Source organism: Clostridium sp., from assembly GCF_017888565.1.
In the GTDB taxonomy this organism is placed as follows: Bacteria; Bacillota; Clostridia; order Clostridiales; family Clostridiaceae; genus Clostridium.
On the sequence record NZ_JAGHFX010000025.1, the window covers coordinates 1 to 18,025 of the forward strand.

Annotated in this window: 17 protein-coding genes, 1 pseudogene and 1 other annotated feature; of the genes and pseudogenes, 10 read left to right on the forward strand and 8 right to left on the reverse strand. The window is 26.9% G+C overall.

Going from position 1 to position 18,025, the window contains the following annotated elements:
- Nucleotides 1-188: pseudogene (locus J7M87_RS04350) on the forward strand (transcriptional regulator); the annotation flags it as partial.
- Between the two features lie 287 nt (nucleotides 189-475).
- The gene (locus J7M87_RS04355; protein ID WP_291649033.1) at nucleotides 476-1,123 is read left to right on the forward strand and encodes a site-2 protease family protein; all 648 of its coding nucleotides are present in this window, start codon (nucleotides 476-478) and stop codon (nucleotides 1,121-1,123) included.
- 161 nt (nucleotides 1,124-1,284) lie between these two features.
- Here the strand turns inward: J7M87_RS04355 and J7M87_RS04360 are convergent, their stop codons facing one another.
- Complete coding sequence (locus J7M87_RS04360) at nucleotides 1,285-2,793, reverse strand: Ppx/GppA phosphatase family protein (protein WP_291649035.1); 1,509 nt, start codon at nucleotides 2,791-2,793, stop codon at nucleotides 1,285-1,287.
- A gap of 168 nt (nucleotides 2,794-2,961) precedes the next feature.
- Nucleotides 2,962-3,170: a binding site (T-box leader), on the forward strand.
- Between the two features lie 61 nt (nucleotides 3,171-3,231).
- Between J7M87_RS04360 and argS the strand changes: the two genes are divergently transcribed.
- Both argS and J7M87_RS04370 read left to right on the forward strand, forming a co-directional pair.
- A complete protein-coding gene (argS, locus tag J7M87_RS04365) occupies nucleotides 3,232-4,923 on the forward strand; it encodes an arginine--tRNA ligase (protein ID WP_291649038.1) in 1,692 nt (563 codons plus the stop codon).
- A 217-nt stretch (nucleotides 4,924-5,140) separates the two neighbouring features.
- Nucleotides 5,141-6,175, forward strand: a complete 1,035-nt coding sequence (locus tag J7M87_RS04370; protein WP_291649164.1) for an AI-2E family transporter — start codon at nucleotides 5,141-5,143, stop codon at nucleotides 6,173-6,175.
- Between the two features lie 57 nt (nucleotides 6,176-6,232).
- On the opposite strand, the gene J7M87_RS04375 is transcribed toward J7M87_RS04370, so the two are convergent.
- From J7M87_RS04375 to J7M87_RS04385, 3 genes are read right to left on the reverse strand one after another with little or no spacing between them, the layout of a single operon-like run.
- A complete protein-coding gene (locus J7M87_RS04375; protein WP_291649040.1) occupies nucleotides 6,233-6,397 on the reverse strand; it encodes a FeoB-associated Cys-rich membrane protein in 165 nt (54 codons plus the stop codon).
- A 14-nt stretch (nucleotides 6,398-6,411) separates the two neighbouring features.
- The gene (feoB, locus tag J7M87_RS04380) at nucleotides 6,412-8,172 is read right to left on the reverse strand and encodes a ferrous iron transport protein B (RefSeq protein WP_291649042.1); all 1,761 of its coding nucleotides are present in this window, start codon (nucleotides 8,170-8,172) and stop codon (nucleotides 6,412-6,414) included.
- A 12-nt stretch (nucleotides 8,173-8,184) separates the two neighbouring features.
- Nucleotides 8,185-8,406 carry a ferrous iron transport protein A gene (locus tag J7M87_RS04385; protein WP_291649045.1) on the reverse strand — a complete coding sequence of 74 codons (222 nt, stop codon included), beginning with the start codon at nucleotides 8,404-8,406 and terminating at the stop codon, nucleotides 8,185-8,187.
- Nucleotides 8,407-8,694: 288 nt separating this feature from the next.
- Here J7M87_RS04385 and J7M87_RS04390 point away from each other — a divergent pair, with 288 nt between their 5' ends.
- Nucleotides 8,695-9,495, forward strand: coding sequence for a ribonuclease H-like domain-containing protein (locus J7M87_RS04390; protein WP_291649047.1), 801 nt, complete (start codon nucleotides 8,695-8,697; stop codon nucleotides 9,493-9,495).
- A 61-nt stretch (nucleotides 9,496-9,556) separates the two neighbouring features.
- Here the strand turns inward: J7M87_RS04390 and J7M87_RS04395 are convergent, their stop codons facing one another.
- Nucleotides 9,557-10,399 carry a ComEC/Rec2 family competence protein gene (locus tag J7M87_RS04395; RefSeq protein WP_291649050.1) on the reverse strand — a complete coding sequence of 281 codons (843 nt, stop codon included), beginning with the start codon at nucleotides 10,397-10,399 and terminating at the stop codon, nucleotides 9,557-9,559.
- A 319-nt stretch (nucleotides 10,400-10,718) separates the two neighbouring features.
- Between J7M87_RS04395 and J7M87_RS04400 the strand changes: the two genes are divergently transcribed.
- Complete coding sequence (locus J7M87_RS04400) at nucleotides 10,719-11,429, forward strand: lysophospholipid acyltransferase family protein (RefSeq protein WP_291649052.1); 711 nt, start codon at nucleotides 10,719-10,721, stop codon at nucleotides 11,427-11,429.
- Nucleotides 11,430-11,789: 360 nt separating this feature from the next.
- Nucleotides 11,790-13,538: a phosphoenolpyruvate carboxykinase gene (locus tag J7M87_RS04405; RefSeq protein ID WP_291649054.1), complete on the forward strand. Its 1,749-nt coding sequence runs from the start codon at nucleotides 11,790-11,792 to the stop codon at nucleotides 13,536-13,538.
- A 333-nt stretch (nucleotides 13,539-13,871) separates the two neighbouring features.
- Here J7M87_RS04405 and J7M87_RS04410 read toward each other — a convergent pair whose 3' ends face one another.
- Both J7M87_RS04410 and J7M87_RS04415 read right to left on the reverse strand, forming a co-directional pair.
- On the reverse strand, nucleotides 13,872-14,078 hold the full coding sequence (locus J7M87_RS04410) for a DUF378 domain-containing protein (RefSeq protein ID WP_195263331.1): 207 nt from the start codon (nucleotides 14,076-14,078) through the stop codon (nucleotides 13,872-13,874).
- A 67-nt stretch (nucleotides 14,079-14,145) separates the two neighbouring features.
- Complete coding sequence (locus tag J7M87_RS04415; protein WP_291649060.1) at nucleotides 14,146-14,613, reverse strand: Lrp/AsnC ligand binding domain-containing protein; 468 nt, start codon at nucleotides 14,611-14,613, stop codon at nucleotides 14,146-14,148.
- A 281-nt stretch (nucleotides 14,614-14,894) separates the two neighbouring features.
- Here J7M87_RS04415 and J7M87_RS04420 point away from each other — a divergent pair, with 281 nt between their 5' ends.
- Entirely contained in the window at nucleotides 14,895-15,227 is a 333-nt protein-coding gene (locus J7M87_RS04420; protein WP_291649062.1) for a hypothetical protein, read from the forward strand.
- An 86-nt stretch (nucleotides 15,228-15,313) separates the two neighbouring features.
- Here J7M87_RS04420 and J7M87_RS04425 read toward each other — a convergent pair whose 3' ends face one another.
- Nucleotides 15,314-16,342, reverse strand: coding sequence for a histidinol phosphatase (locus tag J7M87_RS04425; RefSeq protein WP_291649065.1), 1,029 nt, complete (start codon nucleotides 16,340-16,342; stop codon nucleotides 15,314-15,316).
- Between the two features lie 124 nt (nucleotides 16,343-16,466).
- On the opposite strand from J7M87_RS04425, the gene J7M87_RS04430 reads away from it, so the two are divergent.
- Nucleotides 16,467-16,967 carry a gamma carbonic anhydrase family protein gene (locus tag J7M87_RS04430; RefSeq protein ID WP_291649067.1) on the forward strand — a complete coding sequence of 167 codons (501 nt, stop codon included), beginning with the start codon at nucleotides 16,467-16,469 and terminating at the stop codon, nucleotides 16,965-16,967.
- Between the two features lie 14 nt (nucleotides 16,968-16,981).
- The gene (locus J7M87_RS04435; RefSeq protein WP_291649069.1) at nucleotides 16,982-17,824 is read left to right on the forward strand and encodes a S1-like domain-containing RNA-binding protein; all 843 of its coding nucleotides are present in this window, start codon (nucleotides 16,982-16,984) and stop codon (nucleotides 17,822-17,824) included.
- Nucleotides 17,825-18,025: the final 201 nt, after the last annotated feature.

Here is an 18,025-nt window from a genome sequence, read left to right on the forward strand (position 1 = left end):
ATGAAAACACAAAACCACCAGCAAATGGAGGAAATGAAACCACAAAACCACCAGCAAGTGGAGAAAATGAAACCACAAAACCACCAGCAAATGGAGGGAATGAAACAACACCACCAACAAATGGAGAAAATAATAACAGTAATGTAAATAATCCTGAAAAACCTCAAGTAGAAAAACCAAATCAATAGAAATTAAAAGGACTTTACTAGTAGTAAAGTCCCTTTTAATATTATAGAAATATCAAATTTACTTGTGATACTTGAAAATTATTCAAAATTTGAAGTTTACGACATATATATAGATAATGAGTTCTTCTTTAATTGGATAGTATTGGGAATTTCCTGTTGATATATAAGACTTATAAATGAAAAAATAAACATGAAGGTTACCTAAATTTTTATTAATAAAATGTAAACAAGAAGTATTAAATTTGATAAATATGGTATAATCATAAAAAAGAATAAGGAGGACTAGAATGTTAGCATCAGATTATTTATTAACTAAGATATTAACAGTGCCTGCAATTTTAGTAGCTTTTGTTGCACAAGGATATGCAAAAGCTAAAGTTGCAGATAAATTAGGAGATAAAACACCAAGATTTCAAGGAAGATTAACATTGAATCCAGCAGCTCACATAGATATTATTGGATTTGTTATGATTTTATTAGTAGGGTTTGGTTGGACTAAGCCTGTAGATACTAATCCAAGTGCATATAAAAGAGGGCAGAAGGATGCAATAAAGGTAACTATGGCAGCTCCTCTTGCAAATTTATTAGTAGGATTTATTGGGATGTTTATATATGCATTGTGGTCTTTTATAGCATATAGAATGCCATCATCAACTTATAGTATAGTTGGTAATGCACTATATTTAATTTCAATTATTAATATAAATTTATTTGTATTTAATCTAATACCCCTTCCAGGACTTGCTGGATTTGAATTGTTTAGAGAGTTGAAGCCTAGAAGCTTTTATAAAGTTGCAGATAAGCTTTATCAATATCAAATGGTTATTCTTTTAGGTATTGTTTTAGTAGGTCAATTTATATTGACTATACCATCAAGTTTAATTATAACTCTATTTAGTAAAATAGCATTTGGAATTGTAGGAATAATATTTTAATATGACAAAGTAGATTCTATAAAAAGAAGTGTAATTAAGAGTTAGATTTACTGAACTTTTAATTACACTTAAATGAATCTACTTTTTTATACTTTAATAATTATACAAAATTTTCTATATATGATTAACTTATATAATTGAACTTTCATTATATTAATAAATTAAATAGCTTCAATAATAAGTTCTTTCCCATATATTTCTATAAATTTCTCACTTGCTCTTAAAGCTTGACGAATTTCAAAATCTACATCTATATCGGAAGAAACTTTAATTGTTACAGTATCATTACTAAATGATACTTGGATATCTTTAACTGCACCAACCAGGCTTCTATCTAAACCTTCAGCTATTTTAACAAGAACTCCAATAAGTTTTACAGTGCGCAAATCTAATTGACTAATAACTGAAGAAAATGGGGATAAAGGTGTTTGATAGCTATTAAATCTATGAGAAGCAGCAATAGCAGCACTCATAAGAAGTTCTTTATGTGTTAAACCATTTATATAAGAGTTTAATATTATATAAAATGAATGTTTATGATGCCCATAATAGTTAATACTAATTCCACAATCATGAAGCATAGAAGATGTTTTTATAATATTTAAATATTCATCTCCTAAATGATGTAATGGTTTTAAAGAATTAAATAAATTATAAGCTATTTTAAACACATTTAGTGCATGATTTTTATCACCATTTAAAGTTTCCAATATTCCGTTTATACTATAATCTAGTATATCTTCTGGTAGTGAATACTTATTATTTAGATATTCATACATTAAACCTTCTCTAAGTCCTCTTCCTGAGATTATTATCTTACTACATTGAACCAAATTAGCTATTTTCTTAAAGATAGCTGTTCCGCCAACTATTATATCTGCAAGCTCAGGTTCTATTCCATCTAATTTTTGTCTTTGTTTATAGTCTTTACATTTTAATAAGTTAAATATTTCTTGAACATCAATATCAGAAAGTTCATAGTTGTGAGGGATATCAAAAGGATATCGCTTTCTAACTCTATCTATTTTGCCTATATTTCTAACAGTAGATGCTATGCCTATTATAGAATCAAATTTAGTATCCATAAGCCAATCAATGTCATTTAATTGTGAAGATATAAATGTAAAGGCATCAGTTAAATCTTGAGGCGATATTCTATCTTTCAAATTAAATTTATATGTTAGATTTACACTTCCTATAGGCAAGGTAACATTTTTTAGTACCTTATCACCTTGTACCCAAGCTAAATGAGTATCGGTTCCTGCTACTTCAATCATTAAAGAATTGCCTATATAAATACTTTTTCTTATTCCAAGAAAGTTATAGTAAATTTCTTCATCGCAGCTTAAAACTCTTATATCAATATCTAATTCTTTTTTGATTAGTGGAAGAAGAATATCTTTATTCTTAGCTTCTCTTAAAGATTCAGTAGCAACAGCAAAGATTTTATTTGCACCTGAAACTGTGCAAAGTGACTTATATGCTCTTAGTGTAGAAAGTATAGTTTTAAAGTTTTCATTACATATACCGTAATCAGTAACTAAATCATGACATAATCTGATAGATGTTTTTAATTCATCTATTATTTTAAAATATCCATGTTCATTAACTTCAGTTAACATAAGTCTAAGAGAACTTGGACCTATATCTATAATACCAACCCTATTCATATTGACTCCTTAAGTAAATATTATGAAAATTATTTTTATTATAGATATTATATCACTTTAATTAATAAAGTATAGATAATAGTTGAATTTATTTATATATGAGTACCTTTGGTGTTGACAATAAAAGTTTTGTTTATGTATAATGTTTATATTAAATTAGAATAAGTATTAATATCTATGAAGAGAAGAGTACTATATTTGATTCTTTTAGCGAGTAAGGGATTGGTGTAAGCCTTATAAGATAGAATATTAGGAAGAGAGCCTTGGAGATAGCTACTGAAATTTTATTAGTAGGATAGTTCGTATTGCTGCGTTAAAGCATTGAGTGGCATTTTATGCAATCAGAGTGGTACCGCGGAAGTTTTTCCGTCTCTTAGTTAGTTAAGAGACGGATTTTTTATTTTTAAAATTATTAGTGAAAATTAAGGAGGATACATAATGGATTACAAGAAAAAAGTTGCAGAAGCAATAAGTAAACATGTTGATATGGATATTGAAAGTATAGAAAAGTTAATAGAAATTCCACCAAAGAGTGATATGGGAGATTATGCATTTCCATGCTTTCAATTAGCAAAAGCTTTTAGAAAAGCTCCTAATATGATATCAGAGGAGTTGGCTGGTAAAATAGATAATGAAGGATTTGAAAAGATAATTAATGTTGGTCCATATGTTAATTTCTTTGCAGACAAAAGTATATTTACTAAAAATACAATAGAAAAAGTACTAACAGAAGGCGATGAATATGGTTCATCTAATATAGGAGAAGGGAAAACTATTTGTGTTGAATATTCATCACCTAATATAGCAAAGCCATTCCATGTTGGACATTTATTTACAACTGCTATAGGAAATTCTTTATATAAGATATTTAAAAAAGAAGGATATAACGTTGAAGGTATAAATCATTTAGGTGATTGGGGAACTCAATTTGGAAAGCTTATATCTGCGTATAAAAGATGGGGAAATGAAGAAGCATTGGAAGAGAATGCTATAGATGAATTATTAAGAATCTATGTTAAATTCCATGATGAAGCTGAAAAAGAACCTTCACTTGAAGATGAAGGAAGAGCTTACTTTAAGGCATTAGAAGATGGAGATAAAGAAGTTGAAGCTTTATGGAAGAGATTTAGAGACTTAAGCTTAAAAGAATTTGAAAGAATATATGAAATTTTTGATGTTAAATTTGATTCATATGCAGGGGAAGCATTTTATAATGATAAAATGGATGTTGTAGTAAATGAATTAAAGGAAAAGGATCTATTAGTAGAAAGTAATGGAGCACAAGTAGTTATGCTTGATGAATATAATATGCCTCCATGTATAGTATTAAAAGGTGATGGAGCATCAATATATGCAACCAGGGATTTAGCTGCTGCAATGTATAGAAAGAAAAAATATGATTTCTATAAGAGTATATATGTAGTTGGAACACCGCAAGCACTACACTTTAAACAAGTATTTAAGGTATTAGAACTTGCAGGTCATGAATGGGCAAAAGATTGTGTTCATGTAGGCTTTGGGCTTGTAAAATTTGCAGATAGAAAACTTTCAACTAGAAAAGGTGAAGTTATTTTATTAGATGACTTAATAAAAGAGTCTATAGATAAAACGTTAGAAGTAATAAATGAAAAAAATCCAAATTTAGAGAACAAAGAAGAAGTAGCTAAAAAGATAGGTGTTGGAGCAGTAGTATTTACTTATCTAAAAAATTCTAGAGAAAAGGATATAGTATTTGACTGGAAAGAAATGCTTTCATTTGATGGAGAAACAGGTCCTTATGTTCAATATTCATATGCAAGAGCAAACAGTATATTAACAAGAGCAGGAGAGCTTAAGGGAAATGCTGATTATTCTAAGCTTTCTTCAAAGGAAGAGTTTGAATTAGTAAAGACATTAGAAGGATTTGCAAAGCAAATACATTTAGCAACAGAAAAATTAGAGCCATCAATTGTTACAAGATATGCAATAGAAGTTGCAAAATCATTTAATAAATTTTATAATGCACATTCAGTATTAAATTTAGAAGATGAAGAATTAAAAGAGGCTAGATTAAGCTTAGTAAAAGCTACATGTCAAGTTATAAAAAACTCTTTAGCTTTATTAGGAATTGACGTTGTAGATAAGATGTAATATATAATCATTTAAGGATGCTAAGTTTGCATCCTTATTTGTATTTAATTTTTATAAAAAGTTAACAATAATATGAAAGACCAAAGAATACTATTATGATATAATCAATAAAAATTAGAGAGGAGAGTGGATATTTATTTTTGGCAATATAAAAAATAAAGATTTATTAATTACAATTGTTATTGCAATATTATTAGGAATAGTAGGATTTAAGCTAATAGAAAATTTCTCGTATTTTTGTAGTATATTCAAAAAGTTTTGGTCATTAATGTTACCAGTGGTATATGGTTTGATATTTGGGTATATTTTAAATCCATTAGTTAAACTTATAAAGAGAAAGTTTAACTTAAAAGAAGGTACAGCAATATTAAGTACCTATTTATTAGTACTAGCATTATTAGTATTAACATCAATATATTTTATACCTAATATGATAGATAGTGCTGCAGATATAACTACAAAAATGCCCATATATATTCAAGAGACTCAAGGTTGGTTAGATATAATTTTAAATAATGAATCTGTAAAAGAAATTATAAATACTACAGGAACAATGGATAATGTCAATCATATTATAACTCAATTTGGAACAATGGCAGTAACTTTATTGGAGGGTTCAATATCATATATATTTACTATTTCTAGTCAAATAGTTAAATTGTTCTTAGGGTTACTAATATCTATATATGTGTTAGTAGATAAGGATAGATTAATAAAAGAGAGTAAAAAAGTAACATTCTTAATATTTAAAGAAAGAAAAGGAAAGAAATTAATAGAGGGTGTTAGAATATATCATAGTATGATAGGTGCTTATATAGGAATAAAAGCAATAGACTCTGCAATTATTGCAGCTATGGCATTAGTTTTGTTAACTATAGTTAAGTCGGAATATGCTTTCTTATTAGCTGCTATAGTTGGGATAACTAATATGATTCCATATTTTGGACCATTTATAGGAGAAATAGTAGGATTTTTATTTAATGTTTTTGTATCTCCTAGTAAGGGGTTAATTGTATTTGTAGTATTATTGGCACTTCAATTATTTGATGGTTGGTATTTAGATCCAAAGCTAATAGGAGATAAAGTGGGGGTAAGACCTTTGTTTATAATAATAGCAGTACTAATAGGTGGAGGATTTTATGGGGCTTTAGGGATGCTTTTAGCATCACCAACAGCTGCAACTATAAAGGTATATTATGAAAGAATAATGAAAAAGAATGAAAGTTTAGTAAAGATTGCAGAAAAAAGTTAGTAGAAAGTTAAAATGACTTAATAAAATCTAATTACATTTTATTAAGTCATTTTACTTTTAGTTTTTTTTCTTAAGTTTAATTCCATTATCTTTTTCTTCATAGGCTGGGCAATGATTTGAACAACTACCACAATTACACTCGCCCTTAGAAGATTTTCTTATATTCTTATATATTGTATAACCTGCAAAAGCCACAATAATTAAAGTTATTAATATTTCCATGGAAACACCTTCTTTTATATAAATAATTTAGTTATGTTAAAAATTATAAATGAAACTACCCAAGCTAAAATAAGCTGATATGCACTTGCAAATAATGTGAATTTAGTACCATATTCCTTTTTCATTGCTCCAAGAACTGATATGCAAGGAGTATATAAAAGTACAAAAACTAAGAATGATATCGCTGATGCTGTAGTAAAATAAACTGGTAACATTACTGATAAGTCACCTGCAAATATGATTCCCATTGATGCAACAACAGTTTCTTTAGCTAATAATCCAGTTAATAAAGAAACTGAACTTTGCCAGTTACCAAATCCTAAAGGACTAAATACTGGAGATATAAAGTTTCCAATTGATGCTAATATACTTTCATTAACATCTACAGTACCTGAGAAGTTAAAGTTTGATAAGAACCAAATAACAACACTCATAGCAAATATTATAGTTCCTGCTTTTACTAAGAAGCTTTTAGCTTTTTCATAAACTTGTTTACCAACATTTTTTATAGAAGGAGCCTTATACTCAGGAAGTTCTATAATAAATGGTTCCTCATCCTTTTTAAATAAAGTATTCTTAAATATTATTCCTAAAATGAATGCTAATATTACACCTAATAAATATAAAAGTGCAACTACTAATCCTGTATAGTTTGGGAAAAATACTGCTGCAAATACAGCGTAAACAGGTAATCTAGCATTACAACTCATTAATGGAACTAATAAAGCTGTAAGTTTTCTATCTTTTTCACTTTCTAATGTTCTAGCGGACATTATTGCAGGAACTGTGCAACCAAATCCTACGATCATAGGTATAAATGCTTTACCTGAAAGCCCCATCTTTCTCATTAGTTTGTCCATTATAAATGCAACTCTAGCCATGTATCCGCTATCTTCAAGTATTGATATACATGCAAATAATGCAAGGATTATAGGTAATAAAACAATAATTCCACCAACACCGGCTACAATTCCATCAACTATTAGAGATTGGAACCATGGAGCACTATTAGCAAGCAAGTCAGATAAATAAGGTAAAAGTGAATCATTTAAAAATCCATCTAACATATCAGATAATGGTTGTCCAATCCATGCAAATGTAATTTGGAACATTAATGCCATTATTATTATAAATATTGGATACGCAAGCCATGGATTTAATAGAAAGTTATCTAATTTATCTTTTAATGTAGTTTTAGATTTATCTATAGTTTTATTACATTTATTAAGAATATCTTCTATAAATTCATAAGTTTCCTTCTCATTATTAAATTCATAATTGCTATTATCTATTTTAGATAAGTAATTACCACTTTCTAGAACTGATTTTATATTGTCAACACCTTGTCCTTTAGAAGCGACAATTGGAATTACTGTAACATTCATAAGACTTGATAATTTATTATAATCTAAGTTTATTCCCTTTTTTTCAGCAACATCAATCATGTTTACAGCCAAAATAATAGGTTTTTTAAATTGTTTTAGCTGAGTTGTCAAATAAAGATTTCTATCAATATTTGAGGCATCTATTATATTCAATATAACATCAACGTCATCATTTTCTAAAAATGCTTTAGATATTTTTTCTTCATTAGAATAAGTATCCATTGCATATATACCAGGCAAATCAACTATTCTAGTATTTTCAAAAAATCCTTCCTTCTTGTCTACCGTAACCCCTGCCCAGTTACCAATTCTTTGATTTGAACCGGTTAAGTAATTAAAAAGAGTAGTCTTTCCTACATTTGGATTTCCAAGCAATGCTACTGTTTTCATTTGTTATTCCCCCTATACAGCTAAAAATATATTTTTAGCATCCTTTTTTCTAATTGCTAAATCAAATCCCCTAAGATTAACTATTATTGGATCACCTAAAGGAGCAACCCTTTTAAGCTCAATTTCAGTTCCTTCAATACAACCAAGAGCTAATAATCTTTTGGTAAGTTTATCATCACCATTGATATATTTTATTATAGCTTTTTCCCCTAAATTTAAATCACATAGACTCATACTATCCACCTCGTATTGAAAATCATTATCATATTAATATGATATCAAAATGTGAAAAAATAGTCAATATTTTTAAGTGTATAATTGATATATATTATCATTTGTAAGATTATCTATATTAGAATTAGTTATATTTTTATTGAACATATAATAAACTACATAATATTATATTAAGGTAGGAAGATTTAATTATATTTATTTTTATATTGTTATAAAAGGTGATATAATATTATAAGATAAACTAAGGACTTAAAAGGTGATAAATGATAAGGAAGAAAGAGTGGTAATGTGATTATAAGAGAGAATATAATAGAGGTGGATTATTTCGCAAGAGATTTTATGCTAAAAACAGATATAATTAATAGGCCTTCGGAGGAACTAATATTTTTTGATCTAGAGCATTATGTGTATAAGAAACCAAAATGTATAGGAGTCTTTGGAGCATGTATTTTTGAAAAAAATAAATTATATGTAACTCAATATATGATTGAAAATAAAGGGGAAGTAATTCAAATTCTTGATTTAGCTAAAAGATATTTTGTTAATATGAGGAGAAAAGGAAAGAAGGCAATTGTTACTTTCTCAGGAAACAATGACTATACAGTTATAAATTATTTGTTTAAAAAATATGGAATAGAATTTAATTTTTCTAAGGAATTTGAAGATATAGATATTCAAAGAGAGTATGAAAAAGAAAATGGACACTCTATAGGTCTAAAAAATCTTGAAAAAGAGTTTGGTATTCATAGAGAAGGAGATTTAATTAGTGGATCTAATTTGGCTAAAACCTTTAATAAAGTATTAAAAGATAGAGATTATATACTAAGAATGCCAAAAGAAAAGATAGAAACGATACTTCTATATAATGAGCAAGATGTTACCAATTTATATAATATTTATATGAGATGGAAGGCATATGTAAAGAAAGAAGATGAGATTGAAGAAGATCAAGATATAGAAGAAATAGATGATAATAAAGGCTTAGAAAACAATTTTTTTAATATACAAAATAGAAACTATAAAGATATAAATAAAACGGAAGAAAAAATTTGCATAGATAATAAAAGGGATGCATTAAAAGAAAGTTAAAATATTGATTTAAGAATAAAATCTTAAATGATAGATGCTCCTAAAATATTAGGAGCATCTATCATTTTAAAGATAAACCATCTGATGTTATTACGATATTTCCATTTATATCTGTTCTATAAACTTTAGTTTTTTTTAATCTTGATAAAACAGTATCAGTTGGATGTCCATAAGTATTATCTTCGCCCACTGAAATTACTGCTATTGAAGGATTGCTTGCCTTTAAAAAATTTTCAGAAGTCGAACTAGAAGATCCATGATGACCTATTTTTAACACATCACATTTCAAATCAAAACCAGCATTTAAAACTTCATTTTCAGAAAGCTCTTCAGCATCACCAGTAAATAAAAATGAAGTGTTTCCATAAGATATTTTTATAATAGGAGAATAATTATTTATATCAGCATAACTGTTAGAGAGAGGAGAGAAAATATCTACCACGATATTTTTTCCAAGATCTATTGATTTTATATTTGCTTTCAGTACTTTAATTTTCATATCTTTTCGAATAAGAGATTCAACCATTGTCTCAAAGGCCTTTGTAGAATTTTCAACTTTAGGTGCATAAAAATTTAATACTTCAAAATTATTAATTATGTAGCTCATATTTCCTATATGATCTTCATGGGGGTGAGTTGCAATTATATAATCAAATTTAGGTGTTTTTAGTTCTTTTAGGTATTTTTTTAACTTATCTTCAGATTCATTAGGGCCAGAATCAATAAGTAGATTCTTATTGTTAACCTGTACTAATATAGAATCACCTTGCCCGACATCAATGAAATGTACTCTCATGGTATTTTTATTCTTTTCTAAATTATTTTCTTTAGTATCTATGCTACATTGAAAAAATGAAATTATAAGAATAAAATTCAGGATTATAAGTAATGATTTTTTTATCAATTTTTATCTCCTCGAATAAATTAAAATTTAAATGATAGGTTATTTAGCTAAAGTATTCTAGATAAGAAAAATAGTATATTCTGAATTAATAGGTTATGTGAGTAATAAAAGTCATAAATTTATAGTGGGAAATAAGTGTTTATATAAGAAATATACAAAAAATTATATAGTTATTAATTAAATATATAGTTAAATTCAATAATAAATATAATATATGAATATATATATATTATAGACATATGATAATAAAAATATAATTGAAGAAAAAAATATAAGCATTTATAATAAAGTAAGAAATAAAATATGGTGGTGAATACTAATGAGTGTTTTTAAAATTATTAATTATGGTATATATATGATATTCATGCAATTTAAAGCTATAAAACGTTGGTTTTTAGAAATTACAAAGGGTGAGAAAGCTGCGGTGGATTATAGTGGGAAAGTTGGAGAGGATTGGGCAAGATACACAATACATAATACTCTTAATATGAATGTTACTATAAAAGGAAAAGAAAATATTCCAGATGTTCCATGCTGTTATATAGGAAATCATACCAGCATTCTAGATATTCCTTTATTAATAGATTCAGTAGGAAAGTGTATGGGATTTATTGCTAAGAAAGAAATGGTAAAGGCCCCGATAATAGGATATTGGATGAAAAAATATAATTGTGTTCCTTTAGATAGAGAAAATGCAAGGGAAGCAATTAAAGTTATAAGAGAAGGTGCAAATAATATAAAAAATGGCTATAGTATGGCTATATTTCCCGAAGGTACAAGAAGCAAAGATGGAAAGTTAAGGGAATTCAAAAAAGGAAGTTTAAAATTGGCTACAATGGCTAAGGCACCTGTAGTTCCAGTTGCTATTGATGGTGCATATAGGGCTTATGAAATAGATGGACATTTTAAATCAATAGATATAACAGTTACATTTGGTAAGCCTATATATACTGTGGACTTAACTAGAGAAGAAGAAAAAGGATTAATGGAAAGGGTTAGAGAAGTAATAGCAAAAAATTTAGGACAATAAAATCATAATAAGAATAATATATAAACTATACCGTTAAAAGAAAGTTAAAGGTATAGTTTCTTTTTTATTCAAAAATGAATATACATATTATAAAATTTGCGGTTTAAAAAAAGTTCGCAATTAAATAGATGTTTTAAATTATTACAAGAAAAAAATTCGTGAATTTAATGAATTTATAAAAATATCTAAAAAAATCAATTTGATTACGTTTTCTTTATTGGAAAATATAAAAAAGTCATAATAATTTTTGAAAAATGAAAAAGACTTATTCCTAAACTTGCAAAATGTATGTTATAATATAAAAAAATAGTGTAAAAATGAAATTTTTAATTTGTATATATTTCAAAAGGGGGCAATTGTATGCGTAAAGAGTTTTCAATAAGCAATGATAAGGTATTAATTAATTTCACAGCTAAATATTGCAGTACATTTGAGGAGTTAGTAGAAAGTGAAGGATTTAGAAGGGTAATTGAAACCTATTTAAAAAAGTCTAAAAAGAAAGTTACATTAAGCTGGAGATATTTAAGGTTAGGGTTAAAAACAGAAGATATTTCACAAATATCAAAAGATTTATCAAAAATATTCAAATATTGCACAGTTATGAATGTGGATGAGATTGTAGAGGCTAATACAAATTATTGTGATTTATTTTTAGATAAGGAGAATTTTATAGCTTTTGTAGAAGATTTATATTTATTCTGGAGAAGAATGGAAAGATATACAATAATTCATAGCAATAAACGTCAAGATGGATTATCAGCAGTAAGTTTTACTCAAGCTAACTCATCATTATCTAACTTAATACTAAAGTTATATAGAAAAGTTGAAAAGAATGTATTAGGATATAAACCAAATGTATTTAGACAAATACCAGTTGGAGGAAATGCATCAATTATAATTAATAAAGTTTTATGGCCATTACCAAAGGGCTATGAAGCATTAGAAGATATAGAGTTTATCGATAGCATCTTATTAGAAACTCCATTTATAACATATCCTAAGAAAAATACTAGAAGTGGAATGTTTACAGAAATAGATAATAATCCATTAACATATGCTTCTTTAAATAAAGATCATTGGTTCTGTTATCCAGCTAAAGTCGGTGAACTTATAGCATTTATATATTTTCATAGGGATTTTATGCAGCATGGAATAACTTTATGTAACCTTTTTGAAATGGCTAGATGTGAAGAATATAGAGGTAAAAAACCAGATTTAGTATATGTATTTGGAGCAACAGATGGGGAAAATGAAAAGAAAACTGTATTTTATGATGATAAAGAAAATGATATTATGCTAGGTTATGTTAATCATTCTGTAGATATTGATTACTTTGGATATATGAAGAAAATGACTCTTACATTACACAATTTACTAATGATAAAAAGAGGATATTTACCAATACACGGGGCAATGGTTAATATCGAACTTAAAGATGGAAAAGCAGCAAATGTTGTTATAATGGGAGATAGTGGAGCTGGGAAATCAGAAAGTTTAGAAGCGTTTAGAACTTTAAGTGAAGATTATATTAGTAACATGACAATTATATTTGATGATATGGGAACATTTAAAGAAGTAGATGGAAAGATAATTGGATACGGTACAGAAATAGGAGCATTCGTTAGATTAGATGACTTAGATCAAGGATATGCTTTTAAAGAAATAGATAGAAGTATATTTATGAACCCAGATAAGATAAATGCAAGATTAGTAATGCCTGTAGCTCCATATAAAGAAATAGTAAAAGGATATGAAGTTGATTTATTCCTTTATGCAAATAACTATACAGATATTAAAGAAGGAGAAAATTCAATTGAATATTTCAAAACTCCAGAGGAAGCTATAGAAATATTTAAGGCAGGAGCAAGGATGGCTAAGGGAACAACTTCAGAGAAAGGCTTAGTTGAAAGCTATTTTGCAAATCCATTTGGACCGGCTCAAAAACAAAAGGAAACGGATTTGTTGATAGAAAAATACTTTAATGATATGTTTAATGGAAAAGTTAAAGTAGGCCAAATAAAAACTTGTTTAGCTTTAGAAGGCCAAGAAAAGGAAGGACCAAGAAAAGCTGCAATAGAATTATTTGATATTATAAAGAACTTGAAATAAAGAATTAAGGAAGCCCACTTTTAAAAGTAGGCTTTTTAAAGTAGAATTTTAAACTAGTAGTTTTTATTATAACAAGTATATTAAACTAATTAATTTATCTATAAAAGAGATAGAGAGTTATGAAAAGAAAACCCTTAATTTCTTTTATGATACTATTAATAATTTCTATTTGATATTCATTTAATTTTAAGGCAAATGTTTAATTTGATATATAATTTAGGTTGCTATTTTAAAGATATTAAAAATATATAATAATATATTTTTATATAAATTAAGAGAGTATGGTAAAACCATACTCTCTTAATTTAAATTTAATACAGTGTATTAAATTGCTTAGTTAGAACCCATAAATCTATCTTTAGCAAAGAATGATAGAGAATATAGTCCGGCTATTCCTACTAAAGCATAAATTATTCTGCTAAAAGCAGTCATTGTTCCAAATAGTGTGTCAACTAAATTAAATTGAAAAAATCCAATTAATCCCCAGTTAACAGCGCCAATTATAACTAAAATAAGTGCTATAGAATCTAAAACTTTCATAAAAAACACTCCTTTTAAAATAGGTTTACAAAAATAGTGTAACCAAAAGGAATCATTTTATGTATTTTTATATAGATATATTTCTATCAACAGGCTGATCTAAAGATATTATTGTATCTGTTCTTTGTATTCCATTAATAGTATTAATTTTATTTAATAATATATCTTGAAGATCTGTAATATTTCTACAAACCACTTTAGCAAAAATAGAATAATTTCCAGTTGTTAAGTGTAATTCAACAACCTCTTTAATTCTAGATAATTCATCGAATACTGAATCAAAAGAAGAGGTTTTATCAACGTATATTCCAACAAAACAACATACATCATAACCTAACTTAGGTAAATTTAAAAGAATTCTAGTTCCTTTTATTATTCCAAGCTCCTCCATTTTTTTCATTCTAACATGTATCGTTCCCCCACTTACATGGCAAATTCTTGCTATTTCTAAGTAAGGAGTTCTACAATCTTTTATTAATAAATCTAGTATTTGTAGATCTAATTCATCTAATTGATAGGGCAAATTTAAACTCATAGAATCACCTCTTATTAACATTTTATAATTTCTTTCTTTATTCTATCAAATAATTTATTAAAATAGAAGGGAATTATAATAAATTTAATAAATTTAACTAAAAATATTAATATATTAGCAATGAATGGTAAAAAACTGGATGTTTGAAATGCATTAAAGATTTTATTAGTTGTAAAATAAAAATATATAATGTTATAAATATTTAAATGCATATATCTTGAAAATATATAGTATTTCTTTTAATATAGTATATAGAAGCTTTTTAAAGGAGGAATAATACCGTGCAGATATTAATTACTATAGCATATTTTGCAGCAACTATCGGGTTAATGATCCTGCTATTTACTTTAGGAAAAAAATATGTATTTTCTAAGGTAAGAATAAACAAATGGATTCCATTAGCAATAGCACTAGTTCTATTTTTGGCTCAATTTTTTATAAAAACAAATAATATGTGGATAAATATGGGGCTTACTTTAGTTATAGTTTGGTTCTTCTTATGGTTCTTTGATATTCAAAGTACTGGTGGACCAAAGAAGAAAGAAAAGAAAATTGAAATAAGACCTAAGGCTAAACCTAACAGAGTTAAACATATGCAAAATCAAAAAAAATAATTTGAATTTTGAATATAAATATGGCATACAATTATGAATTAAAACATAATGTATGCCATATTTATTTTTATATTAAATTTTTAGATTTACAATACTATATTTTCAGTATTATTTATAAAAATAGGAGAGCTAAAAGCAATTTTATTATTTTCTTCGATAACTTTTATTATATACCAAGTTTCATGAGGTTCCCTTTTATGCTCATATAAGTACTTAATACTACTTAAATTAATATTTTCAATTGTTCGTATAACTGTACCTTTATTAGTTATTATTTGTATTTCTTTTATTTTATATTTAATGTCTTCTGTAAAAATCATAAATCTAAGCTTATCATCAGAAATAGTTATTTCTTCACCCATAAAGTTATCATTGATAGTAAAGTATAACTTTAAATATCGTGACTCAGTTGAATATGTTCTTCTTTCTCTAAAGGAAGATATAATATCACTGCTAGAAAGACTATTACAAATACAAACTGTCAAGTTTTCGGAATCACCAAAATTGATTTTATGATTATCTTGGCCATTAATTGCACCAAGTTTCCAGCCAATATCTAATAAGCTAAAGTAGTAGCGATCATGCCTTGTATATTTACTAGCAGGATTTCCATTTCCAATTTCTATAGATGTGATTAGTTTATTTAATACTGGATTATAAGGTAATGCTTTTATATTTTTATGTGGATGATTTATAGAAATAAAGGCATCAGGATTATTTAACATCCATAATGTTAGGACTTTTAAATCTCTTACGGCACCAGTAAAAAAGTTTGAAGAATTCATTATATTTAAATCTCCGTAGAGATTGGTCTTACATTCAAAACCAACTAGTGGTAAAAAGCTATCATATTTCTTTTTTATTTTTGAGGCGTAAACCTTAGTTCCTTGGAACTTAGAGTATTTATCATCTTTAATAGATATTTCATTAGATAAATAGGAGTTATGATCTGTTATAAACATAAAATCCAAACCAGATCGATAACCGTACTCATAAGCTTCGATGGGAGAACCTTTACCAGTTGAAAACTCAGTATGACAATGCGGAATACCATAATAAAATTTTATGCTACTTTGATCAAATTCTCTTGATTGTTTATGTTTTTTTCTTCCCAAAATAAGCTCCTTAATAATTTATTACTTATCTATATATAGTATTGAATAACTATAAATAATGACAATAATATTCAGTAATGATAAAATAACTTTAAGGATTACTTAATAGATCGGGGGGATAAAAGTGATAAAAGAATTTAATGGAATAAGACCTGTTATAGATAAAACTTGCTATATATCTGAGAGTGTTGATATAATAGGGGAAGTTGTTATTGAGAAGAATGTGAATATTTGGTTCGGAACACGATTAAGAGGCGATATGAACAAAATATATATAGGTGAAAATACCAATATTCAAGAAAATTCAGTTGTTCATGTTGACTTTGATTATGAAACTATTATAGGTAAAAATGTAACTGTAGGTCATGGAGCTATAATTCATGGATGCACAATTTCAGAGAATGTTTTAGTTGGAATGGGCTCAATAATATTAAATGGAGCAAAAATAGGAAAGAATACTATAATAGGAGCAGGTTCTTTAGTACCTCAAGGTAAAGAATATGAAGAAGGAGTTCTTATTCTTGGAAGCCCAGCAAAAGTTATAAGAAAACTTACAGATAGTGAAATTGAAAGTATAAAAAAATCTTCATATAATTATGTTGAGTTAAGTAAAAAATACTTATAAAATCAGGAGGAAAAATGATTAATATAGGAAAATATAATGTTTTAGAAGTTAAAAGAGAAAAAGAATTTGGGTTTTATTTAGGTGATGATGGAAGAATAGATGTATTGCTTCCTAAATCTATGACAGAAGATAAGGAAATACAAGTAGGAGATAAAGTAGAAGTATTTGTATATAGAGATTCAAAAGATAGACCAATAGCTACATTTAAAAAACCTTTAGTTACTGTTGGTGAAGTTGCTTATTTAAAAGTAGTATTCCAAACAGAATTTGGTGCTTTTATTGATTTTGGGCTAGATAGAGATATTTTTGTTCCGATTAAAGAACAAAGATTTAAATTACATACAGGAAGTAAATACTTATTTTACATATATTTAGACAAAACTGGAAGGTTAGCAGCTACTACAGATGTAGAAAATTATTTATTAAATGCACAAGAAGAAGAAAAAGAATTTAAAGTTGGAGAAGAGGTTATAGCTCAAGTGTACTCTAAGAGTGAGGGTGGAACTGTTCATGTAGCTATAGATTCAAAATATAAAGGCATAGTATTACCAAATGAATATTATACTGAAATTTATCCAGGAACTGAAATGAAGTTAAGGATAAAAAGAATATATGAAGACGGAATTATAGGCTTAACTCCAAGAAAAACAAGATTAACTGAAAGAGAACAGATTCAAGAAGACATATTAAAGTATTTAAATAAAAATGGTGGATTTATGACATTTAACGATAAATCTAATCCGGAAGATATTAAGGCTACCTTTAATACAAGTAAAAACTATTTTAAGATGGCTTTAGGCGGATTAATGAAGAGTGGAAAAATAGTTCAGGAAAAAGAAGGAACGAGATTAAAGTAATTTTCAAAAGAGGCAGTTTGTACTGTCTCTTTCTTTTAAAGATTAAATTTTCAATATAAAAATACACACAAAATGAAAAAAAAGGTGTTAAATAAAGTGAATTATTTAATGATTATATGAAAAATCAATAAATGAAGAAGTAAAAAATCTAGATAAGCCATCTAGATTTTATTAATAACTATTTATCGTATATCTATATTA